Below are 23306 nucleotides of genomic sequence, written 5' to 3'. Positions count from 1 at the left end.
CCGATGCCTACCCTGGAAAGCTACGTCAAGAAGATCCTCTGCTCCCCCGTCTACGATGTCGCCGTCGAAACCCCCATTCACCGCGCGCCCTTCCTTTCCGAGCGGCTCGGCAATACCGTTCTGCTCAAGCGTGAAGACCTGCAGCCGGTGTTCTCCTTCAAGATTCGCGGCGCCTACAACAAGCTCAAGCAGTTGACCGATGAGCAGCGCGCCCGTGGAGTGGTTGCGGCGTCGGCGGGCAACCATGCCCAGGGCCTGGCTTTTGCGGCGCGGCACATGGGGGTGAAGGCAACCATCGTGATGCCCAAGACCACACCCGAGATCAAGGTCAAGGCGGTGCGGGCGCGGGGCGGCAAGGTGGTATTGCATGGCGATGCCTTCGACGAGGCGCTGGCCTATGCGCAGAAGCAGGTAGAAGAAAAGGGGTGGGTGTTCATTCATCCCTACGATGATCCTGACACCATTGCCGGACAGGGCACCGTGGCCATGGAGATTCTGCGTCAGCATCCCGGGCAGCTGGACGCCATCTTCGTGCCGGTTGGCGGCGGCGGCTTGATTGCCGGTATCGCCGCCTATGTGAAGTACCTGCGCCCGGAGATCAAGGTGATCGGTGTCGAACCGCAGGATTCCAACTGTTTGCAGGCTGCGCTGCAGCGGGGCAAGCGGGTGACGCTGAGCCAGGTCGGGCAGTTTGCCGATGGTGTGGCAGTGGCCCAGATCGGCAAGTACACCTTCGATATCTGCAAGAAGTATGTGGATGAGGTGATCACCGTGTCCTCCGACGAGATGTGCGCGGCCATCAAGGACATCTACGATGACACCCGCTCCATCTGCGAGCCGGCGGGCTGTCTCGGTGTGGCGGGTATCAAGAAGTACGTCGAGCGCGAAGGCTGCGCCGGCCAGGTGATGGTCGCCATCGACTCGGGTGCCAACATCAACTTCGACCGCCTGCGTCATGTTGCTGAGCGTGCCGAGATCGGCGAGCAGCGCGAAGCATTGCTGGCAGTGACCATCCCCGAGCGTCCGGGCAGCTTCAAGGCGTTCTGTCAGGCCATCGGCAAGCGCGCCATTACCGAATTCAACTATCGCTATCACGACCAGCAGCAAGCACACATCTTTGTCGGCGTGCAGACCCACCCTGAGCTGGATCCGCGTGAGGCGTTGGTGGCCGGGCTGATCGAGCGCGACTTCCCGGTGCTGGACCTGACCGACAACGAGCTGGCCAAGCTGCATATCCGGCACATGGTTGGCGGGCACTCGGTACAGGTGGAAGACGAGGTGGTGTACCGCTTCGAATTCCCCGAGCGCCCCGGCGCGCTATTCAACTTCCTCAACAAGTTGGGCGGCCGCTGGAACATCTCCATGTTCCACTACCGCAACCACGGTGCCGACTACGGGCGGGTGGTGGTCGGCCTGCAGGTACCCGAGGCTGAGCGGTCGAAGGTGCCGGCAGCGCTGGATGCCATCGGTTATCGTTATTGGGACGAGACTGACAACCCTGCGTACCAGCTCTATCTGGGCTAGGACCTGGTCCGCGGTGCTGGTTTGGCCAATGCATGGAGAAGCATGACGGTGCGGAACAGGGGATGAGGTGCCGGGGAGGTGCTGGTTGACAGGCTGTTCTGGATAGGGTATATCGGTGTCGCTCGATACGTCGGAATGTATTGTCTCGAAATGTGTTTGTGCGCCCGTATGCCGGACGCTCTGATGGACCAGACAAGGTAGTTGGCCAGTATTGGAGGGCAAGTAATGCGCCGTAAGCCGGATTTGATATGGATTCTCGTGTTGGTGTTTACCCTGGGGGTGGTGACCACGGGATACACCCAGAGCTACTTCGATCGCCCCGCTGTCCCGACCGGGATGGAATCTAACGCAACAGAATGATCTGCTGATCGCTGACGATGCCGTCCAGTGGGATATCCCAGCTGGCGGTAGGCAGCTGCGCGACTTTCTGACAATGATGGGCCAGGCCCAGCAGGCGAGGGCCGGTCCAGTGCTGGCGCCGCCGCCGGAAGGCGAAGGTGCGGTCATAGAAACCGCCGCCCATGCCGAGGCGGTTGCCGTTCTCATCGAAACCGACCAGGGGCATCAGGATCAGGTCCAGACGCCAGGGGCGCGCCTGCAGGCCGGGATCAATCAGCGGTTCGCGGATACCAAAGCGGTTGCTGACCCAGCGCTGTCCGGGCACCAGGCGCTGGAAATGCATGCGATCGGCTGGCCAGCCGGTGATCACCGGCAGATAGCAATGCTTACCCAGGCGGCGCGCATGGGCCATCAGCACCGAGGGATCGATTTCACCATCATTGGCCAGATAAAACGCGATATGTCGGCTGCGGCGAAATAGTGGATGTTGCGCCAGTTGCCGCCACAACTGCTGGCTGGCTTGATGTTGCTGCTGGGGGCTGAGGGAGCGTCGCGCGGCGCGCAGTTGCCGGCGCAGGGTGGAGCGGCTTTCGCCATTCATGAAAAGGGACCCCGGAATGCCGCTGTCGGGTTAGCCCTTGAACCCGAAAGTTCAAGGCGGAGGACATGGTACCGTTTTAGGCTTTCCGGCAAGCGGACATGCACACCGACGGCAACGCGTGCCCCCCTTCTACAGGAGTATCGGCTCAGGGACATCACCGACTGGCAAACATCCCAGGGATGTGACCGAGTATACAGAAAACTCACTGCTATTCCAGACCTCGGGCTGTCGGGGGCTATTCCTGGTGGCGCGCCAGAGCTTGATCGAGACGGTTGGTCAGCTCGGTTATCTGTTGCTGTTGATCGCTCATCAGGCGGCCCTTCTGCAGATTGCCGCTGAGCATTTCATGGCTGATGTTGAGGGCGGCCATGACTGCGATCCGTTCCAGTCCGACGACCTTGCCGCGATTGCGGATGTCGCGCATGGTGTTGTCCAGATGCCGGGCGGCTTCTTCCAGGTTGTAACGTTCTTCGGGGGGGCAGGCGACCTGGTATTCCTTGTCGAGAATGCGCAGGGTGACTGTCAGGGGTTGGTTCATGAATCGTGCTCCAGGGATTTCAGACGCAATATCATGGCTTCGACCTTCTGTCGGGCCAAATCGTTCTTCTCGATCAATTGCAATCGTTCGTCACGCCAGGAACGTTCCTGAGCCAGGAGCTGTTGGTTCTGCTGCTGCAGTCGATCACAGGTGGCAATCAACCGGTCAATTTTTTCAATCAGGTCGTTGATGTTGGAATCGTCCATTGTCGCCGTCAGTAGTCATCCCGCTGTTGCCGAACTATAGAGGGGGCAGGGAGGACGGTCAAACCCCGGATGCGGTAATCTGTCGACCGGTCGCTGGTTGTTCCCGGGGCGCTCGGGTCTGTAGGATATGCCAGTTGACTGGAACGCTTCCCAGCCCGATGTCCCCCCTTGTCCGAGAGGCCGGAAAACCATGGCTCTGATGCCCGCCGCTTTTGATTACGACCGAGTCGAGCAACTGTTCAACGAACAGTCTGCCGCCGGCTTCCCCGCTGAACTGCACGGCCACCTGGTTGGCCGGCTCGCCGCTGGTGCGCGGCTCGACCATGGAACCTGGCTGGAGGTGGCCCGCGAGGTCATCGATGGTCGTGGCAGCCTGTCCGAGGCCGACAAGGTGTTTCTGATCCAGCTGTACGATGCCAGCCTGGCGCAACTGGCCGGCAGTGGCTTTGACCTGACCCTGCTGTTGCCCGATGACGAAGCCGCCATCGATCGCCGCACGCTGTCCCTGGGGCAGTGGTGCGAAGGGTTTCTCGGCGGCTTCGGCCTGGTGGGGCGCAAGGGTGAGCTGAGCGAGGAAGCCAGCAGCGTGCTCGCTGACTTCGCCGCCATCGCCCAGGTTCAGACCGATCTGGAAGAGTCCGACGCCAACGAAGCCGATTTCATGGAAGTCATGGAATACGTTCGCATGGCGGTGCTGTTATTGTTCAGCGAATGCCAGCCGGCCGACCAGGCTCCGGACCAACCGCCCGCTTCACTGCACTGAGAGAAAATTCATGTACATCAGCAAGCAGGAATATGCCCGTCGCCGCAAGGCGCTGATGGCGCAGATGGAACCCGACAGCATCGCCATCCTGCCGGCCGCACCGGTCTATATCCGCAACCGCGATGTGGAGCATCAATACCGCCAGGACAGCGACTTTCAGTATCTGACCGGCTTTCCCGAACCCGAAGCGGTGGCAGTGTTGATCCCTGGCCGCGAGCATGGCGAATATGTGCTGTTCTGCCGGGAAAAAGACCCCGAGCGCGAGTTGTGGGATGGCTATCGTGCCGGTCAGGAAGGGGCGGTGGCGGACTTCGGCGCCGATGACGCCTTTCCGATCAGCGATGTGGATGACATCCTGCCCGGTCTGATCGAAGGCCGCGAGCGGGTCTACTACGCGATGGGTGCCAATCAGGAATTCGACATGCGCCTGACCGGCTGGATCAACACCATCCGCAGCAAGGCGCGGCTGGGTGCCGAGCCGCCGAAGGAATTCGTCGCCCTGGATCACCTGCTGCATGACATGCGCCTGTACAAGAGCGCCGCGGAACTGCGGGTCATGCAGGCCGCCGGGGATATCTCTGCCGAAGCGCACACCCGGGCCATGGAGGTCTGCCGTCCCGGTATGTATGAATACCAGCTGGAAGCCGAGCTGCAGCATACCTTCATGCGCCACGGCAGCCGATCGCCGGCCTATGCCTCGATCGTCGCTGCCGGGCGCAACGCCTGCATCCTGCATTACACCGAAAACACCAGCCAGATCCGTGATGGTGATCTGGTGCTGATCGATGCCGGTTGCGAGCTGGACTGCTATGCCAGCGACATCACGCGCACTTTTCCGGCCAATGGGCGCTTCAGCCCGGAACAGCGGGCCATCTACGACATCGTACTCAAGTCCCAGGCCGCTGCCTTTGCCGTCATCGGCCCTGGCCGGGACTGGAACGAGGCCCATGACGCCACCGTGCGGGTAATCACTGCCGGGTTGCTGGAGCTGGGCCTGCTGCGCGGGGAACTGGAAGAGTTGATCGTCAGTGGCGCCTACCGTCCGTTCTACATGCACCGTGCCGGTCACTGGCTGGGCATGGACGTGCACGATGTCGGTGAATACCGGGTCGGCGGCGAATGGCGGGTACTGGAGCCAGGCATGGTGATGACCGTCGAACCGGGTATCTACATCGCGGTGGATAACATGGATGTGCCGGCCAAATGGCGTGGCATTGGTATCCGCATCGAAGATGATGTGGTGGTGACGCGGGACGGCCACGATGTGCTGACCGGCAATGTCCCCCGCGAGGCGGATGAGATCGAGGCGCTGATGGCCCGGGCCCGCGCTGCGATGGACCTGCCCGCGTGAGCACCAGCCTGAACATCGTCGGCGGCGGCATGGTCGGTGCCAGTCTGGCGTTGGGGTTGCAGGATTGCGCCCGCCAGGCCGGCTGGAAGATTCGCCTGATCGAGGCCCAGCCGCCGGTCAAGGGCGGCTGGCAGCCGAGTTACGACAACCGCTCCACGGCGTTGTCCCATGGCAGCCGCCGACTGTTCGAGCGCCTGGGGATCTGGTCCGACCTGGCCCGGCGCGCCGAGCCGATCCGCCAGATTCATGTCTCCGATCAGGGCCATCCCGGCTCGGCGCGCATGCACGCCGCGGATGAAGGCGTGCCGGCACTGGGCTATATCGTCGAGAATGCCTGGCTGGGCGAGGTGCTGCTCGGCTCGCTGGATCATCAGGCCATCGAATGGCTGGCCCCGGCGCGGGTGGCGCATGCCCGGCCGCAGCCAGGTGGTTATGCGCTGGATGTGCAGACCCCCGACGGGCAGCAGCAATTGTCCTCCGATCTGCTGATCATTGCCGATGGCGGACGCTCCGGTCTGCTCGATCAACTGGGCATCCGGCGCAAGGTCAATCCCTATCAGCAGGTCGCAGTGATTGCCAATATCACCTCCGCTGATGGTCACGGCGGGGTGGCCTACGAGCGTTTCACCGACAGTGGGCCGCTGGCGCTATTACCGCTTTCCGGCCAGCGCAGCGCATTGGTCTGGAGCCTGCCGGTGGATGTCGCCGACGCGGTCGCGGCGCTGCCCGACGAGGCGTTTCTGCAGCGTCTGCAGGCGGCCTTCGGTTTTCGCATGGGGGCGCTGACCAAGGTGGGTGAGCGGGCCAGCTATCCGCTGAACCTCATCGAGGCGGAAGAGCAGGTGCGCTCGCATCTGGTGGTGTTGGGTAACGCCGCGCACAGCCTGCATCCCATCGCCGGCCAGGGCTTCAACCTGTCCCTGCGCGACGCCATGGCGCTGGCCGATCACCTGCTGAAGGCTCAGCGCGACCAGCGCGACCCCGGCTCATTGGCAGTATTGCAGGGCTATGTCGATGCCCAGTTCGCCGACCAGGCCGCCACGGTTGCCTTCAGCCATTACCTGACCCAATTGTTCAGCAATCGTAACCCCGCACTGGTGACCGGCCGCAATGCCGGGTTGCTGGCGCTGGACTTGCTGCCACCGCTCAAGAGCCTGTTCGCCCGTCAGGGCATGGGGCTGCGCGGATGAGCAGTGATACTTCCGGAGGCGCCATGGCGCAGCAGTTCGATCTGATTGTTGTCGGCGCCGGTATGGTCGGCGCAACCCTGGCGCGGGCAATGGCCGACAGCTCTCTGCGTGTGGCGCTGCTGGATGCCACTCCGCTGGACCGGCCGGTGCCGGCCCGGGCGACCGAATCGGGGTACGATCCGCGGGTCAGTGCATTGAGCGCTGCTTCGGAAAATATTCTGACCAATCTCGGTGCCTGGCAGCATATCGCGCCAACGCTGCGCAGCCCCTACCGGCATATGTGCGTATGGGATGGCGAGGGCACCGGTGAGATCCGCTTCGATGCCGGTGCGCTGGGTGAAAACCGCCTCGGTCACATCATCGAAAACCGGCGGGTGCAGCAGGCCGTCCTGGACAGCCTGGCCGGCACCGGCGTGGCGCTGTTGGGTGGTCGCCGGGTAACCGACCTGATCCAGGGCGAGGCCGGCTGGCGCCTGGAGCTGGAGGGTGGCGAGGCGCTGCAGGCGCCGCTGATCGTCGCGGCCGACGGCGCCCGTTCCCGGCTGCGGGATCTGGCCGGTTTTGCCATGCGTGAGTGGGATTATCTGCACCATGCGGTGGTCACCACCATCCGCACCGAGCGGCATCACTGCGACACCGCCTGGCAATGCTTCCTGCCCACCGGCCCGCTGGCCTTGCTGCCGCTCAATGACCGCGAAGACGGCCATTACTGCTCCATCGTCTGGTCGCTGCTGCCGGAGGCGGCGCAGCGGATCATGGCGCTGGACGAGGCCGCGTTCGCCGAGGAGCTGGAACGGGCCTTCGAGGGACGCCTGGGTCGTATTCTCCAGGCTGACCAGCGCCACTGCATCCCGCTGCGCCAGCGCCATGCCCGGCGCTACGTGAAGCCCGGGCTGGCGCTGATCGGCGACGCGGCGCACAGCATTCATCCACTGGCAGGGCAGGGGGTGAACCTGGGCCTGCTGGACGTAGCCGAACTGGCCGATGTGCTGGGTGCGGCACTGCGTCGCGGGGAAGATATTGCCAGCCTGCCGGTGCTGCAGCGATACGAGCGGCGACGCATGGCTGCCAACCTGTCGATGATGGCGGCCATGGAAGGCTTCGAGCGACTGTTCCATGCCGACGCCCTGCCGCTGCGCTGGTTGCGCAACACCGGCATGCAGTGGCTGGACGGGCAGGATGCGCTCAAGGCCGGTGTCATTCGACGCGCCATGGGGCTGGGCAGCAAGCTGCCGCCGCTGGCGCAGCCGCCGGAACTGCTCAACGAGGGCGTTATACGCAGCTGATGGAGCGGTTTTTTCAGCTGCGCTCTGGATTGGAAGAATTAAACTCATTATCATCTGGATTCGCTTTTCGACCCAGAGGCTTGTCCGATGTCCTTTACCCGTAACCTCGTTGCCCTGACCCTGGCTGCTACCGCCTTCACCAGCGTTGCCCAAGCCAAGGAGCTGGTGGTGTATTCCTCCCGCCAGGATCACCTGATCAAACCGGTTTTCGATATGTATACCGAAAAGACCGGCGTCGAGATCAATTTCATTACCGATAGGGAAGCGCCGCTGATGGCGCGCCTGCGTGCCGAGGGTGCCAACACCCCGGCGGATATGTTCATGACCGTGGACGCGGGCAACCTGTGGCAAGCGGAAGAGCAGGGGCTGTTCCGGGCTGTTGATTCGGCGACCATCAAGGAAAATATCCCGGCGCACCTGCGCTCCAGTAACGATATGTGGACCGGCCTGTCCCTGCGCGCGCGGACCATTGCCTACTCCACCGAGCGGGTCAATCCGGAAGAGCTGAGCACCTACGAAGCCCTGGCCGACGACAGCTGGAAGGGCCGCGTCTGCCTGCGTACTTCCAAGAAGGTGTACAACCAGTCGCTGGTCGCCACCATGCTTGAGTCCATCGGTGAAGAAAAAACCACCGAGGTTATCCAGGGCTGGTTAGCCAATCTGGCCACCCCGGTATTTTCTGACGACACCGCGCTGCTGAAGGCCATCGACGCCGGCCAATGCGACGTGGGCATTGTCAATTCCTACTACTTTGGTCGTCTGCACAAGGCCGAGCCCGATGTGAAGGTCAAGCTGTTCTGGCCGAACCAGGAAGACCGTGGTGTGCACGTCAACATCTCCGGCGCCGGTGTGACCAAGCATGCCAAGCAGCCGGAAGAAGCCATCAAGCTGCTTGAGTGGATGACTACCGAAGAAGCCCAGCGGGTCTTCGCTGATGTGAACATGGAGTTCCCGGCCAACGCGTCGCTGGAGCCCTCCGCAGAAGTGGCAACCTGGGGTGACTTCAAGGCGGACAACGTCAATATTGAAGTAGCTGGTCGCCGCCAGCCCGAGGCCATCATGCTGATGGATCGTCTGGGCTGGAACTGATACGCAGCGCAGTGCCGCCGAGGTAAACCCGGCGGCCGCTTTTGCTTATATACTGCACGCCCGTCGGTCCCCCGACGGGCGTGTTCGTTTATTACTACAGGACGTTGTCAGTGCCTCTTCAATCCACTGCCAGGAAAACCCGCTGGCAACTTGTTGCCTATCTGTGCGCTGCGTTGGTGCTGATGCCGCTGCTGGTCCTGTTGATCAGCTGGCAGGACATCGATCAGCAGATCTGGGGTCACCTGCTGCAGACGCAGATGCTGCGGTTGATCAGCAATACCCTGTGGTTGATCGCCGGTGTTGCCGCAGGCGTCATTCTGCTGGGAGTGAGCCTGGCCTGGCTGACCAGCCTGTGCGATTTTCCCGGCCGGCGCTGGCTGGATTGGGCGTTAATGCTGCCCTTTGCCGTACCCGCCTATGTACTGGCGTTCGTCATGGTCGGTCTGCTGGATTTCGCCGGGCCGTTGCAGAGTCTGCTGCGCGACTGGTTCGGCAATGATTTCCGGTTGCCGCCGATCCGTTCCACCGGCGGGGTGATCCTGACGCTGGTGCTGGTGTTTTACCCCTACGTCTACATGCTCGCGCGCAGCGCCTTCCTGGCCCAGGGCCGCGGCCTGATGGAAGCCTCACGGATTCTCGGACAAACGCCCTGGCAGGGCTTCTGGCGGGTGGCCATTCCCATGGCGCGGCCAGCCATCAGCGCTGGCACTGCCCTGGCGATAATGGAGACGCTGGCCGATTTCGGCGCGGTCTCGGTGTTCAACTACGACACCTTCACCACCGCCATCTACAAGACCTGGTACGGATTCTTCAGTCTGCAAAGCGCCACTCAGTTGGCCAGCCTGTTGTTGCTGTTCGTATTTCTGGCATTGTTTGCCGAGCGCCGTGCCCAGGGCCGCAACAAGCGCTTTCCAGCCAACGACAAGCCGCGTAAAGGTGCGCTTTACCGGCTCAAGGGGCCGCTGGCCTGGCTGGCCAGCGGCTATTGCCTGCTGGTGCTGGCAATCGCGTTCGTCATTCCGGTGGGGCAATTGCTGTTCTGGTTGTTGAGCAGCGGTATCGCCGATCTGGACAGCCGTTACTGGGGCTTGATTCGCAATACCCTGACGCTCGGCGGTATCGCCGCGGCGCTGACCGTCAGCGTGGCGATCCTGCTGGTGCTGGCCCAGCGTCTGCAGCCGATTCGCCGGGTGCGGAGCGCCGTCGCCCTGGCCAATCTCGGCTATGCCTTGCCCGGCTCGGTGTTGGCGGTGGGCATCATGTTCTTCTTCAGTTACCTGGATAACCATCTGGTGGTGCCGCTGCAAGCCTGGCTCGGCATGGCCAACCCCGCGCCGTTGCTGCTGGGTGGCCTGTTCGCGCTGCTGCTGGCCTACCTGATCCGCTTCATGGCCGTGGCCTATGGGCCGCTGGATACCTCGCTGGCGCGGATTCGGCCATCGCTGCCAGAGGCGGCCCAGAGTCTTGGTCAGCCCGGCTGGGTGGTGTTCTGGCGCATTTACGTGCCGCTGTTGTTGCCGGGCATCCTCAGCGCCGCGCTGCTGGTATTCGTCGATGTACTCAAGGAAATGCCCGCCACCCTGCTGATGCGGCCGTTTGGCTGGGATACCCTGGCGGTGCGCATTCACGCGCTGACTACCGAAGGTGACTGGACCCGCGCCTCGCTGCCGGCATTGACCCTGGTGCTGGTTGGCCTGCTGCCGGTCATTGTGCTGATCAGGCGTTCCGGTCGCCACTGATCCGCTCCCAAAGCCGCATCATTGTGACTACAATCAGACACTGGTCTGATGACAACAAAGGAACAGCCATGGGTTCGCGCACGCCACTTTATGATCACCATCTGGCCGCTGGCGCCAGGATGGTCGACTTCGGCGGCTGGGACATGCCGCTGCACTACGGCTCCCAGATCGAGGAGCATCACCAGGTGCGTCGAGATGTGGGCATGTTCGACGTATCGCACATGGCGGTGGTGGATGTGGCCGGTGCCGATGCCAAGGCCTGGCTGCAGTACTTGCTGGCCAACGATGTGGCGCGCCTGAGCGAAACTGGCAAGGCGCTGTACACCGCCATGCTCAACGACAATGGTGGCATCCTCGACGATCTTATTGTCTACCGCACCGACGATGGCTACCGACTGGTACTCAACGCCGGCACCCGCGACAAGGATCTGGCCTGGATGCGCCAGCAGGTTGGCGAATCTGCGGTCACCATCACCGAACGCACTGAGTTGGCCATGCTCGCCGTGCAGGGGCCGCGCGCCCGTGAGCTGTGCGCCAGTGTGGTCAGCGACAGTCGCGCCGCACTTATCTCCATTCTCAAGCCCTTCGAGGGGCAGCCGGAAGGCACCTGGTTCCTGGCCCGCACCGGCTACACCGGTGAAGATGGCCTGGAAATCATGCTGCCAGCCGACGAGGCTCCCGATCTCTGGCAGGCATTGAACGAGGCCGGTTGCAAGCCCTGCGGTCTGGGCGCCCGCGACACCCTGCGGCTGGAGGCGGGCCTGAACCTGTACGGCGCCGACATCGACGAGCAGACTTCACCCTTGGCCGCCAACATGGGCTGGACCATTGCCTGGGAGCCCGCCGACCGTGACTTCATTGGCCGTCAGGCGCTGGAAGCGCAGCGCCAGGCCGGTGATCAGCCCAGGCAGGTGGGGTTGGTCCTGAATGAGCGCGCGGTACTGCGCGCCCACCAGACCGTCATTGTCGACGGAGTCGGGGCAGGTGAGATCACCAGCGGCAGTTTTTCCCCCACGCTTGGCTGCTCCATCGCCCTGGCGCGGGTGCCGGCGGCTACCGGTAACACAGCCAAGGTCGAGATCCGCGGCAAGCAGCTGGAAGTGCGGGTAATCCGCCCCGGCTTTGTGCGCAACGGCAAACAGATATTCGAATAACCTGACGATCCATCGAGGACAGTTGAAATGAGCGATACCCCCAGCGAACTGCGTTACGCCAGCAGCCATGAATGGAGCCGCCAGGAAGCCGATGGCAGCATCACCGTGGGCATCACCAACCACGCCCAGGATGCCTTGGGCGACGTGGTTTTCGTCGAACTGCCGGACGTCGGCCGCCAGCTCACCGCCGGTGAGGAATGCGCGGTGGTCGAGTCGGTCAAGGCCGCTTCCGATATCTACGCCCCGGTGAGCGGCGAGGTGGTCGCGATCAACGAGGCACTGGCCGACACGCCGGAGCTGGTCAACGAGGACCCGTACGGCGCCGCCTGGTTCTTCCGCATCCAGCCCACCGATAGCAGCGAACTGGACAAGCTGCTGGACGCCGAAGGTTACCAGGCCAGCCTCTGAGGCGCTTTAACGCATAGCCCATGACACAAGAGGTCAGTATATGAGCCATACCCCGAGTCTCCGTGAACTGGAACAGCCTGACGCCTTTATCCGCCGCCATATCGGCCCGGATGCGGCGGAGCAGCAGAGCATGCTCGAGACCCTGGGGGTGGCGTCGCTGGCAGAGCTGATTGAACAGACCCTGCCGCAGAGTATCGCCATGGGCGGAGCGCTGGCGCTGGACGAGCCGCGCACCGAGACCCAGGTATTGGCGTACCTGAAGGGACTGGCCAGCCGCAATCAGATCTTCACCTCCTGTATTGGCATGGGTTATCACGACACCATCACCCCGCCGGTGGTTCTGCGCAACGTGCTGGAAAACCCCGGCTGGTATACCGCCTACACCCCTTACCAGCCGGAAATTTCCCAGGGCCGCCTGGAAGCGCTGCTCAACTTCCAACAGATGACCCTGGACCTGACTGGCATGGAGCTGGCCAACGCCTCCTTGCTCGACGAAGCCACTGCCGCCGCCGAGGCCATGACCCTGGCGCGGCGGGTGGCCAAGAGCAAGAGCAACCTGTTCTTCATCGATGAGGATTGCCACCCACAGACCATTTCGGTGGTACGCACCCGCGCCGAAGCCTTCGGATTCGAGCTGCTGGTCGACTCGGTCGATGCGCTGGCGCAGCATCAGGTCTTCGGGGCGGTGTTCCAGTACACCACTACCTGGGGTGAAATCCGCGACCTGGCGCCACTGATCGCGCAGGTGCAGGCGCAACAGGGGCTGGCCTGCGTGGCGGCGGACCCGCTGAGTCTGGTGCTGCTGACGCCGCCCGGCGAGCTGGGCGCCGATGTGGTGTTCGGCTCCTCCCAGCGCTTCGGCGTACCCATGGGCTATGGTGGCCCCCATGCTGCCTTCTTCGCCACCCGGGATGCCTACAAGCGGGCCATGCCGGGGCGCATCATCGGCGTATCGGTGGATGCCCGCGGTAACCGGGCGCTGCGTATGGCGCTGCAGACCCGCGAGCAGCATATCCGCCGGGAAAAGGCCAACTCCAACATCTGTACCGCTCAGGTATTGCTGGCCAATATCGCCAGTTTCTATGCGGTCTACCATGGCCCGGAAGGGCTGCAGATGATTGCCCGCCGGGTGCATCGGCTGACCGCCATGCTCGCCGCCGGGCTTGAGCGGGGCGGCATTAACCGCAGCAATCATCGATTCTTCGATACCCTGACGCTGAACGTGCCGGGGCAGGCGAATACCATTGTCGGCCGCGCGCGCAGCCAGGGCATCAACCTGCGGCTGATCGACGCTGACCATCTGGGCATCAGCCTGGACGAAACCACCACGGCAGAGACGGTCGAAGCGCTGCTGCGCTGTTTTGTCGGCGATGGCCACAACCAGGATCTGGCCGAGCTGGATCGGTCGGTGGCCGGCAAGGAGTCGGGCATACCCGATCAGTTCTTGCGCCGGTCGGCGATTCTGACGCACCCGGTATTCCACCGGCACCGCTCGGAAACCGCCATGCTGCGCTACATCAAGTCCCTGGAGAACAAGGACCTGGCGCTGAACCACGCGATGATTCCACTGGGCTCCTGCACCATGAAGCTGAATGCCACCAGCGAGATGATTCCCATCACCTGGCCGGAATTCGCTCGCATGCATCCCTTTGCGCCGCTGGCCCAGGCGGCTGGCTACAAGGCCATGATCGGCGAGCTGGAAGCCATGCTGCGAGCGATCACCGGCTTCGATGCCATCAGCATGCAACCCAACTCCGGCGCCCAGGGCGAATATGCCGGGCTGCTGGCGATCCGCAAATACCATGAAGAAACGGGTAACGGACACCGTGATGTCTGCTTGATCCCGACCTCGGCCCACGGCACCAACCCGGCCTCGGCGATGATGGCGGGCATGCGCGTAGTGCTGGTGGCCTGCGACGAACAGGGCAACGTCAATATCGACGATCTGCGCAGCAAGGCTGTGGAGCACACCGCGGACCTGTCCTGCCTGATGATCACCTATCCCTCGACCCACGGCGTGTATGAAGAGGGCATCCGCGAGATCTGCGACATCGTCCATCAGCATGGCGGTCAGGTATACATGGACGGCGCCAACCTCAATGCCCTGGTCGGCTTGGCGCAGCCGGCGGATTTTGGTGCCGATGTCTCGCACATGAATCTGCACAAGACCTTCTGTATTCCCCATGGCGGCGGTGGTCCGGGTATGGGGCCGATCGGCGTCAAGGCGCATCTGGCGCCGTATCTTGCCAATCATATGGTGGTGCCATTGGACGGCCCGAACCCGGAAAACGACGCGGTCAGTGCCGCGCCCTGGGGCAGCGCCAGCATTCTGCCGATCAGCTGGACCTACATCGCACTGATGGGTGCCAGCGGGCTGCGGCAGGCCACCGAGGTGGCGATTCTCAACGCCAACTACATCGCCCAGCGCCTGGGTGAAGCCTACCCGGTGCTCTACAGCGGGCGTAACGGCCGGGTCGCCCATGAGTGCATCATTGATATCCGGCCGATCAAGGCGGCTTCGGGCGTCACCGAGGAAGACATTGCCAAGCGCCTGATGGACTTCGGTTTCCACGCGCCGACCATGTCCTTCCCGGTGCCCGGCACGCTGATGATCGAGCCGACCGAAAGTGAATCCAGGGCCGAACTGGACCGCTTCATCGATGCCATGTTGACCATTCGCAGCGAAATCGCGCGGGTCGAGCGGGTCCAGTGGAGTGCCGAGGACAACCCGCTGCACAACGCGCCGCACACCCTGGCGGATATCACTGGTGACTGGCAGCGCAGCTATTCCCGGCAGGAAGCGGTGTTCCCCCTGGATTGGGTGGCCCATAACAAGTTCTGGCCGGCGGTGAACCGCATCGACAACGTCTATGGTGACCGCAACCTGTTCTGTGCCTGTCCGCCGCTGGAGGCTTGGGCCGACGACGCGCAGTAGGGCGGCCGGGGCGCCGGCCATTGTGGTATTTTAGCGGGCCGGCCGCTGCCGCTTGTATCTCAGGCGTCTGGCTGTGCGTCAATTGAACCACCGCCCGATGGAAGTAAGCCATGAGTGAAGAAGCCCTATCCGCTGTCGAACTCCAGGAAGCCGTTACCGAGGCGCTGGGCAAGGGCAAGCTCAAGCGTGTGCGGCGCATCCTGCGTGATTTGACCGCCCAGGAAGCCGTCGACCTGCTACAGCAGCTGGACGAACAGCAGCAACAGCTGGTCTGGAACCAGATCGGCGACGAGGCCGAGCAGGAGATTCTCCTGTTGCTCGATCCTGCGCTGGCCGAGCACCTGTTGCTGCACAGCAATGACAATCCCGACACCCTGGAGCCGGAGGCGGATGAGGCCGAGGAGGTCAGTCCGATCGCCCAGGTGCGTGAAGCGCTGGAAGGGGGGCGGTTCAAGCGGGCGCTGAAGATCCTCGGCAAACTGCATCCCGCGCAGGCAGCCGGTCTGCTGGAAGCCTTGCCGCCCAGCGAACGCAGCAGTATCTGGTCGCGGCTGGACAGCGCCCGGGCCGGACGCATTCTGGTGCACCTGCGCGAGGAAGTGGGTGCGGGCCTGGCCATGGAAATGGCCGATGGTGAATTGCTTGATGCCGCCCGGCAACTCGACCTCGATGACCTGGTGGATCTGATCCAGGCGCTGCCCTTCGGCCCCGGTCGGCAGCTGCTGCTGTCGATGGACGTGAAGAAGCGCCAGCAACTGGCGGACATGCTGTCCTACCCGGAAGAATCCGCCGGTGGCCTGATGAACATCGACCACATCTCGGTGCGTGCGGATGTGCGGGTGGGGTCGGTATTGCGTTATCTGCGTCTGCTTGAGGACCTGCCCGACCACACCGACAAGCTGATGGTGGTCGACCGTGAGAACCACTATCTCGGTGTGCTGCGCCTCAGCCGGCTGGTCACCAGCATGGCCGATGAGCTGGTCAGTGAAGTAATGGACAGCGAGTTCAAGGCGCTGGACGTGCTCACCAGCAGCCAGGAAGTGGCGCGCCAGTTCGAGGATCTGGACATGCTCTCGGCTGCGGTGACCAGCGAGGATGGCGTCCTGCTAGGACGCATCACCGTGGATGATGTGATGGATAGCATCCGCGAGGATTCCGAGCGGGCCATCATGGGCATGGCCGGTCTGGATGACGAGGCGGATATGTTCGCCCCGGTCCTGACCAGCACCCGCCGCCGCTCGGTCTGGCTGGGCTGTAACCTGATCACCGCCTTTCTCGCGGCCTCGGTGATCGGCCAGTTCCAGGGAGCGCTGGAACAGATAGTCGCGTTGGCGGTATTGATGCCGGTGGTGGCCAGCATGGGCGGGATTGCCGGCAGTCAGACCCTGACGTTGGTGATTCGCGGTCTGGCCCTCGGCCAGGTTGATACCGGTAACCTCAAGGTGCTGTTGGGCAAGGAGCTGGGGATAGGCACGCTCAATGGGCTGCTCTGGGCCGTGCTGGTGGCAGGGGTGGCGATACTCTGGTTCGGCAGCCTGGGTATCGGTTGGGTGATCGGTCTGGCAATCCTGATCAACCTGGTCTGTGCGGTACTCGCCGGGCTGCTGATTCCATTGATCCTGCGACGTTTCGGCATTGATCCGGCGCTAGCTGGCAGCATGGTACTGATGGCGGTCACCGACGTAGTCGGCTTCTCCTCCTTCCTCGGCCTGGCGACGGTATTTTTGCTGTAACCAAGCCCCATGCCCTGGTCATTCATGGCGAGCCATTGCATGGGCGCTAGTATCGGACCCTGCCGTTTCCTCCAGCTCGACCATCAGGTCATCGGCGAGGTTTTCCAGATCGGCGCGCAGCGCGTCGATATCGGTCTGAGGCAGCACGCCCAGGCGGATAGTGGCGCGAAACAGCAGATCGGCGGTCATGGGCGCCGGCTCACGGCAGGTATCCAGTTGTTCCACATTGACGCCATGCCGCGCCAGGATCGCAGAAACCTCGTGGACGATACCGGGGCGGTCATTGCCTACCAGGTTGAGCATCAGCGTCCCCAGGGGTAGCTCCTCTCCCTGACCGCTGGCTGCCAGCTGGATATTGATGCCGGCGCTGCTCATGTTCTCCAGTTCCACCCGCAAGGCTTCGACCTCGCCGGCGGGCACATCCACCCGCAGGATGCCGGCAAATTGCCCGGCCATCCGCGCCATACGGCTGTCCAGCCAGTTGCCGCCATGTCGGTTGATGGCCTGGGCCAGGCTTTCCACCAGCCCGGGCTTGTCGACGGAAATCACGGTGAGAATCAGCGGAATGGTCATGGCATGCTCCTGGCTATCAGTGTGAGGGGGCCGGACTGTTCAGTGTAGCCGGCTCTGGTGATTCTTTAGGTCGAGATTGATCAGTACCTTTCAGCCATCCGCAATAGAGAACCCGCAGGCATCCGGCCTGGCTCCTGTATACTGCCGTCCCGGCGGAATGTTCCAGCCAGCCATATCCAGGAGTTAGTGATGAGTCTGCCCAGCCTGCGCCTCAAGTCCAACAGTGATCGCCGCATCAAGGGCGGCCATCTGTGGGTATTCAGCAATGAAGTCGATATTGCCCAGACTCCGCTCACCGCCCTGGAAGCAGGCCAGGAGGTTCAGCTGGAGACGGCCTCGGGCAAGCTGCTGGGATTGGCTACCGTCAGTCCGGACAATCTGATCTGTGCCCGCCTGCATAGCCGCGATGCCGCCCACGGGCTGGACAAGTCGCTGCTGGTGCACCGGTTGAAAGTCGCCCTGAGCTTGCGTGAGAAGCTGTTCGACAAGCCCTTCTACCGACTGGTGTACGGTGAGTCCGACTTGTTGCCGGGAGTGGTTGTGGACCGTTTCGGCGACTACCTGGTGGTGCAGATCACCACGCCAGGCATGGAGCGCGTACGCAGCGAGATCATCGACGCTCTGGTGCAGGTATTGAAGCCGGCGGGTATCCTGTTCAAGAACGACGGGGCGGCGCGCAAGGCGGAGAAACTGGCTTCCTATGTGGAAGTGGCCTTCGGCGAAGTGCCCGAGCGGGTAGCGCTGGAAGAGAATGGCGTGCGCTTCGAGGCACCGGTACACACCGGGCAGAAGACCGGCTGGTTCTACGATCACCGCATGAACCGTGCGCGCCTGGCGCCTTACGTCCAGGGCAAGCGAGTGCTGGATCTGTACAGCTACATTGGCGGTTGGGGCGTGCAGGCAGCGGTTTTCGGCGCCAGCGAAGTCATGTGCGTGGACAGCTCGGCGGCGGCGCTGGATCTGGTCGAACACAACGCGGCGCTGAACGGCGTGGCGGATAAGATGGCGGTGGTCGAAGGTGACGTGATGGACGCGCTGCGCGAACTCAAGGGCGCGGGCGAGAAGTTCGATGTGGTGATTGCCGATCCGCCGGCCTTCATCAAGAAGCGCAAGGATATCCGCAACGGCGAGAATGCCTATCGCCGCCTCAATGAACAGGCCATGCGCCTGTTGAATCGGGACGGCATCCTGGTGTCGGCATCCTGCTCCATGCACCTGGCCGAAAACAGCCTGCGCGATATCCTGCTGGCTGCCAGCCGGCATCTGGATCGTCATCTGGTGATCGCCGAGCGCGGCTTCCAGGGCGCCGATCATCCGCTGCATCCGGCCATTCCGGAGACCGGCTACATCAAGAGCTACTTCTGCCGGGTGTTGCCGGTCTGATGGAAGGCAGCGCGCCCCGTTGAACTGAGGTTCTTACCAAAAAAGGCTCCGGCAGAATAGATTGCCGGGGCCTTTTTGTTTTGCGGGAGCTGGATCAGTCGCGCAGGCTGATGATCGACCAGCCGTGCTGCTCGGCATGGGCACGCAGCACATCGTCTGGATCGACGGCAACCGGGTTGTCGACCATCGATAGCAGCGGCAGATCGTTGCGCGAGTCGCTGTAGAACCAGGCGCCCGCGAGATCATTGCCGGTCTCTTCGAGCCAGCGCTCCAGGCGGGTGACCTTGCCCTCACGGAAGCAGGGGATGTCGCAGGAGCGACCAGTATAGCGGCCGTCGATTTCCTCGCATTCGGAGGCCAGCATGATATCGATGCCGTAGCGGCGACCGATGGGGCCGGCGACGAAGCGGTTGGTCGCGGTGATGATCATGGTGGTATCACCGGCCTGCTCGTGGCGGGCTATCAACTCCAGCGCCTTGGGCAGGACGAAGGGCTCGATCTTTTCCTGCATGAACTGGGTGTGCCACTGCTCCAGCTGCTCGCGGCTGTGCCGGCCCAGGGGTTCAAGGCAGAAGTCGAGGTAGTCGGTAACGTCGAGCTTGCCATCCAGGTAATCATTGAAGAACTTGGTATTGAGTGCGCCGTATGTCTGCGCATCGACGATATTGTGCGCAACGACGAATTCCCCCCAGGCGTTGTCACTGTCGGTGCCCAGCAGGGTATTGTCGAGGTCGAAGATGGCCAGTGCCACGGAATGCTCCTGTCGTTGGATGTAGCGAAGCTGCAAGGATAATTCAGGCGCGGGAGAAATGCTTGGTCCAGGCGGCATTTATGCAATTGCTGGGGCGCGCGTCTTTATGGAACAATGCATGGGAAAACAGATAAGGATACCGGCAGTGATCGACTCCGACGGCTTTCGTCCCAATGTAGGCATCATCCTGACCAATGGGTTGGGTCAGGTGCTATGGGCCAGGCGTATCGGTCAGGAGGCCTGGCAGTTTCCGCAGGGCGGTATCCAGCGCAATGAAAGCCCCGAGCAGGCACTGTATCGGGAGCTGCATGAAGAAGTCGGCTTGCTGCCGGAGGATGTGGAAATCCTCGCCTGCACCCGTGGCTGGCTGCGCTATCGTCTGCCGCAACGGCTGATTCGCAGCCACTCCCAACCGGTCTGTGTCGGCCAGAAGCAGAAGTGGTTCCTGCTGCGGCTGGCCTGCGAGGATGAGCGGGTCTGCATGACCAGGACCCCCAAGCCCGAGTTTGATGGCTGGCGCTGGGTCAGCTACTGGTATCCGCTGGGTCAGGTGGTGGCCTTCAAGCGGGACGTGTATCGCCGGGCCATGAAGGAGCTGGCACCGCGTCTGCCGCTGAGTGAGCTGACCGGATGTTGAATATGCTCAATACGCTTCGGCGTATCGTCCAGGAAGTCAATTCGGCCAAGGACCTGGCGTCCGCATTGAAGATCATCGTCCGCCGCGTGCGCGAGGCGATGGAAACCCATGTCTGTTCCGTCTATCTGCTCAACCCCGATACCGATCGCTATGAATTGATGGCCACCGAGGGCCTGAACCAGGACGCGGTCGGGGTGGTGAGCCTGGGTAGCAATGAAGGCCTGATCGGCTATGTCGGTATTCGCGAGGAGCCAGTCAACCTCGAGGACGCCGCCGCCCACCCGCGATTCCGCTACTTCGCCGAGACCGGCGAGGAGCGCTATGCCTCCTTCCTCGGCGTGCCCATCATCCACCACCGTCGGGTCATGGGTGTACTGGTGATCCAGCAGAAGGAGCGCCGTCAGTTCGACGAGGTGGAAGAGTCCTTCCTGGTGACCATGAGCGCCCAGCTCGCTGGCGTCATCGCCCATGCCGAGGCGACCGGAGCGATGCGCGGTTTGGGCTGGAGTGGCGAGGTCATTCAGGACACCCGCTTTGATGCGGTGCCCGGCGCGCCGGGTATTGCCATGGGCCGTGCGGTGGTGATGCTGCCGCCCGCTGATCTCAAGGCCGTACCGGACAAGGAAATCAAGGATATCGATGCCGAAATCGCCTTGTATCGCAAGGCGGTGGAGGCGGTGCGGGTCGATATCAAGCGGCTGTCGGCAAAGCTGTCTGCACAGCTGCGCCCCGAAGAGCTGGCGCTGTTTGATGTCTACCTGATGATGTTGGATGACTCATCCCTGGGTAATGAAATCATCAAGGGCATTCGCGAAGGGCAGTGGGCCCAGGGTGCCCTGCGCGATGTCATCAACGCCCATGTGGCGCGTTTCGAGTTGATGGATGATCCCTATCTGCAGGAGCGGGCGTCGGATATCAAGGATCTTGGTCGCCGGCTGCTGGCCTGCCTGCAGGAAGCCGGGCGCCAGCGACTGGTGTTTCCGAAGCGGACCATTCTGGTCGCCGAGGAGCTGACACCGGCGATGCTCGGCGAAGTACCCAAGGATCGACTGGTCGGGCTGGTCTCGGTATTGGGCTCGGGCAGCTCCCATGTGGCCATCCTGGCGCGGGCCATGGGCATCCCCACCGTCATGGGCGCGGTGGACTTGCCGTACCTGCGCATGGACAAGCTGGAACTGATCGTCGACGGCAATGCCGGTGAGGTCTACTCCAACCCTTCCCAGGAGCTGCGGCGGCACTACCGCGAGCTGATCCGCGAGGAAATGGAACTGTCCCATGGGCTGGAGAAACTGCGTGCCGAGCCTTGCATTACCCTGGACGGCCATCGCGTACCGCTGTGGGTGAACACCGGTCTGTTCGCCGATATCGCCCGGTCGCTGGATCGCGGCGCCGAGGGGGTGGGGCTGTACCGTACCGAAGTGCCCTTCATGATCCAGGACCGCTTCCCCAGCGAGAAAGAGCAGCAGGCAACCTATCGGGAGCAGTTGCAGGCCTTTCATCCGTTGCCGGTGACCATGCGCACCCTGGATGTGGGGGGCGACAAGGCGCTGAGCTACTTCCCGATCAAGGAAGACAACCCTTTCCTTGGTTGGCGTGGCATTCGCGTCACCCTGGATCATCCGGAAATCTTTCTGGTGCAGATTCGTGCCATGCTCAAGGCCAGCGAGGGCCTGGATAATCTGCGCATCATGCTACCAATGATCAGCAGCGTCTATGAGGTAGAGGATGCGCTGCACCTGATCCACCGCGCCTATAGCGAAGTGCTGGATGAGGGCGTCAAGGTGCCCATGCCCCCGGTAGGGGTGATGATCGAAGTGCCGGCGGCGGTCTATCAGGCGCGGGAACTGGTACAGCTGGTGGATTTCCTGTCGGTCGGCACCAACGATCTGACCCAGTATCTGCTGGCAGTGGACCGTAACAATCCGCGGGTGGCGGACCTGTACCATTCGCTGCACCCAGCGGTGCTGCAGGCACTGCAGATCGTATCCCGCGCCTGCCGGGAGGCCGGCAAGCCGATGAGCGTGTGTGGGGAAATGGCCGGTGATCCCGCCGCGGCGGTGCTTTTGCTGGCCATGGGCTGCGATATGCTGTCGATGAACGCCACTAACCTGCCGCGGGTCAAATGGCTGCTGCGCCAGATCAGCCTGAGCGATGCCCAGGCCTTGCTGGAAGTAGCGCTGCAGCAGGACAACGCCTACCTGGTGCAGAGTATCCTGCACCTGGCTTTGCGTAACATGGGGCTGGGCAAGGTGTTGATGCCGGTGCGTTGAGCACCGGTTACCTTAGAGCTTCCAGCCCGATTCACCCAGGTCCGCACCTGCCGGACCGAAGCTCCGCTCCACGAAGGTGATGCTGCCATCGGCCTCGATAGTCAGCAGGCTGCTGGCACGCGTGCCGTAGTCGGCGCCAAGGATAAAGGTCGCCGACAATCGGCGCTCCCATTCCAAACTGATGCCGCTATCGGGTAACTGCCCATCCGGGTATTCCTGCGTGTCGCTGAGCAGCGCCAGCAAGCTGTTGCTGTCGCTATCGAGGTTGGCTTCCAATCCTTGGCGCAGGCTCTGCAGCTTCGGCCAGGGACTGTTCAGCGAGGCATTGGAGAGCCCATAGAGACCGGGCGCCAGCGCGCTCGCCGACCCTTCCTGACTGTTGAGATGCCAGAGCTGCTCGGGTGTACCGACCAGCAGATTGAAGCCGGCGTAATCATCCAGATCGCCGGCCAGGCTCTGCAGATAATCGCCCGGACTCATATTCCCGGTCAGATAGTCGAGCACCAGGCTGCCCCGTGAGCGCGGGCCGGGTCCGGCCTGGGGCGAGCGGATATTGGTCAGCGCGGCGAAGCGGCCGCCGCGGGTCACGCCGAGCCAGGTGCCTCCAGCCTGCAGATCCTTGCCCGCCAGCAGTTCGGGGTGGCCTTCCTCGTTCCAGAACGTGGCGGCCCGCGTGGGCCGAGGATGGAATTCGTCGCGGTTGCCGAGCAACACCAACGGTCGGCCCGACAACTGCCAGGCGAAAGCGATCAGACACATGGTCGACTCCTGATGGTTCAGCGTTTTCCTCGGTCCAGTGTACCGGCTCGCACATGGGGCGTCTCCTGCGATCCGGG

General features: G+C 62.8%; 20 protein-coding genes and 1 other RNA gene. 14 read left to right on the top strand and 7 right to left on the bottom strand.

Features of this window, described 5'->3' with window-relative positions; all coding sequences use genetic code 11:
• Positions 1–3: 3 nt before the first annotated feature.
• Complete coding sequence (gene ilvA, locus BM267_RS04845; RefSeq protein WP_036989230.1) at positions 4–1524, top strand: threonine ammonia-lyase, biosynthetic; 1521 nt, start codon at positions 4–6, stop codon at positions 1522–1524.
• 343 nt (positions 1525–1867) lie between these two features.
• Here the strand turns inward: ilvA and BM267_RS04840 are convergent, their stop codons facing one another.
• The 4 genes from BM267_RS04840 to BM267_RS04825 all read right to left on the bottom strand — a co-directional run bounded on the left by BM267_RS04840 (position 1868) and on the right by BM267_RS04825 (position 3208).
• On the bottom strand, positions 1868–2464 hold the full coding sequence (locus BM267_RS04840; RefSeq protein ID WP_036989231.1) for a 5-formyltetrahydrofolate cyclo-ligase: 597 nt from the start codon (positions 2462–2464) through the stop codon (positions 1868–1870).
• A gap of 4 nt (positions 2465–2468) precedes the next feature.
• A non-coding RNA gene (gene ssrS / locus BM267_RS04835) (6S RNA) lies at positions 2469–2647 on the bottom strand.
• A gap of 52 nt (positions 2648–2699) precedes the next feature.
• Complete coding sequence (locus tag BM267_RS04830; RefSeq protein WP_036989232.1) at positions 2700–3002, bottom strand: cell division protein ZapA; 303 nt, start codon at positions 3000–3002, stop codon at positions 2700–2702.
• Complete coding sequence (locus BM267_RS04825) at positions 2999–3208, bottom strand: TIGR02449 family protein (RefSeq protein ID WP_036989233.1); 210 nt, start codon at positions 3206–3208, stop codon at positions 2999–3001. The genes BM267_RS04830 and BM267_RS04825 overlap by 4 nt, the downstream gene beginning before the upstream one ends.
• Positions 3209–3398: 190 nt before the next feature.
• Here BM267_RS04825 and BM267_RS04820 point away from each other — a divergent pair, with 190 nt between their 5' ends.
• The 10 genes from BM267_RS04820 to mgtE all read left to right on the top strand — a co-directional run bounded on the left by BM267_RS04820 (position 3399) and on the right by mgtE (position 16856).
• On the top strand, positions 3399–3971 hold the full coding sequence (locus tag BM267_RS04820) for a UPF0149 family protein (RefSeq protein ID WP_051610776.1): 573 nt from the start codon (positions 3399–3401) through the stop codon (positions 3969–3971).
• A gap of 10 nt (positions 3972–3981) precedes the next feature.
• Positions 3982–5322 (top strand): Xaa-Pro aminopeptidase, encoded by a 1341-nt coding sequence (gene pepP / locus BM267_RS04815; RefSeq protein WP_036989234.1) that lies wholly within the window; start codon positions 3982–3984, stop codon positions 5320–5322.
• Complete coding sequence (gene ubiH, locus BM267_RS04810; RefSeq protein WP_268873965.1) at positions 5319–6512, top strand: 2-octaprenyl-6-methoxyphenyl hydroxylase; 1194 nt, start codon at positions 5319–5321, stop codon at positions 6510–6512. Before pepP ends, ubiH begins: the two co-directional genes overlap by 4 nt.
• Positions 6513–6535: 23 nt before the next feature.
• Positions 6536–7798: an FAD-dependent monooxygenase gene (locus BM267_RS04805; protein ID WP_074777640.1), complete on the top strand. Its 1263-nt coding sequence runs from the start codon at positions 6536–6538 to the stop codon at positions 7796–7798.
• An 87-nt stretch (positions 7799–7885) separates the two neighbouring features.
• Positions 7886–8887, top strand: a complete 1002-nt coding sequence (locus BM267_RS04800; protein WP_074777642.1) for an extracellular solute-binding protein — start codon at positions 7886–7888, stop codon at positions 8885–8887.
• A 110-nt stretch (positions 8888–8997) separates the two neighbouring features.
• Complete coding sequence (locus BM267_RS04795) at positions 8998–10626, top strand: ABC transporter permease (RefSeq protein WP_036989238.1); 1629 nt, start codon at positions 8998–9000, stop codon at positions 10624–10626.
• 68 nt (positions 10627–10694) lie between these two features.
• On the top strand, positions 10695–11780 hold the full coding sequence (gene gcvT, locus BM267_RS04790; protein ID WP_074777644.1) for a glycine cleavage system aminomethyltransferase GcvT: 1086 nt from the start codon (positions 10695–10697) through the stop codon (positions 11778–11780).
• 27 nt (positions 11781–11807) lie between these two features.
• A complete protein-coding gene (gene gcvH, locus BM267_RS04785; protein ID WP_074777646.1) occupies positions 11808–12188 on the top strand; it encodes a glycine cleavage system protein GcvH in 381 nt (126 codons plus the stop codon).
• 40 nt (positions 12189–12228) lie between these two features.
• Positions 12229–15123 (top strand): aminomethyl-transferring glycine dehydrogenase, encoded by a 2895-nt coding sequence (gcvP, locus tag BM267_RS04780; protein WP_074777649.1) that lies wholly within the window; start codon positions 12229–12231, stop codon positions 15121–15123.
• A gap of 110 nt (positions 15124–15233) precedes the next feature.
• Positions 15234–16856: a magnesium transporter gene (mgtE, locus tag BM267_RS04775; RefSeq protein WP_083392358.1), complete on the top strand. Its 1623-nt coding sequence runs from the start codon at positions 15234–15236 to the stop codon at positions 16854–16856.
• 18 nt (positions 16857–16874) lie between these two features.
• Here the strand turns inward: mgtE and BM267_RS04770 are convergent, their stop codons facing one another.
• Positions 16875–17429: a glycine cleavage system transcriptional repressor gene (locus tag BM267_RS04770; protein WP_051610777.1), complete on the bottom strand. Its 555-nt coding sequence runs from the start codon at positions 17427–17429 to the stop codon at positions 16875–16877.
• A gap of 189 nt (positions 17430–17618) precedes the next feature.
• On the opposite strand from BM267_RS04770, the gene BM267_RS04765 reads away from it, so the two are divergent.
• Positions 17619–18812: a class I SAM-dependent rRNA methyltransferase gene (locus BM267_RS04765; RefSeq protein ID WP_036989242.1), complete on the top strand. Its 1194-nt coding sequence runs from the start codon at positions 17619–17621 to the stop codon at positions 18810–18812.
• A 94-nt stretch (positions 18813–18906) separates the two neighbouring features.
• Here BM267_RS04765 and BM267_RS04760 read toward each other — a convergent pair whose 3' ends face one another.
• Entirely contained in the window at positions 18907–19563 is a 657-nt protein-coding gene (locus BM267_RS04760) for a histidinol-phosphatase (RefSeq protein WP_074777651.1), read from the bottom strand.
• 145 nt (positions 19564–19708) lie between these two features.
• On the opposite strand from BM267_RS04760, the gene rppH reads away from it, so the two are divergent.
• Positions 19709–20200: an RNA pyrophosphohydrolase gene (rppH, locus tag BM267_RS04755; protein ID WP_036989244.1), complete on the top strand. Its 492-nt coding sequence runs from the start codon at positions 19709–19711 to the stop codon at positions 20198–20200.
• A gap of 2 nt (positions 20201–20202) precedes the next feature.
• Positions 20203–22470, top strand: a complete 2268-nt coding sequence (gene ptsP / locus BM267_RS04750; RefSeq protein WP_074777653.1) for a phosphoenolpyruvate--protein phosphotransferase — start codon at positions 20203–20205, stop codon at positions 22468–22470.
• 12 nt (positions 22471–22482) lie between these two features.
• Here the strand turns inward: ptsP and BM267_RS04745 are convergent, their stop codons facing one another.
• Positions 22483–23229 (bottom strand): NRDE family protein, encoded by a 747-nt coding sequence (locus tag BM267_RS04745; protein ID WP_074777656.1) that lies wholly within the window; start codon positions 23227–23229, stop codon positions 22483–22485.
• Positions 23230–23306: the final 77 nt, after the last annotated feature.

The sequence above is a fragment of the Halopseudomonas bauzanensis genome (assembly GCF_900114735.1).
GTDB lineage: Bacteria > Pseudomonadota > Gammaproteobacteria > Pseudomonadales > Pseudomonadaceae > Halopseudomonas > Halopseudomonas bauzanensis.
This window is presented reverse-complemented; position numbering and strand designations above follow the sequence as displayed.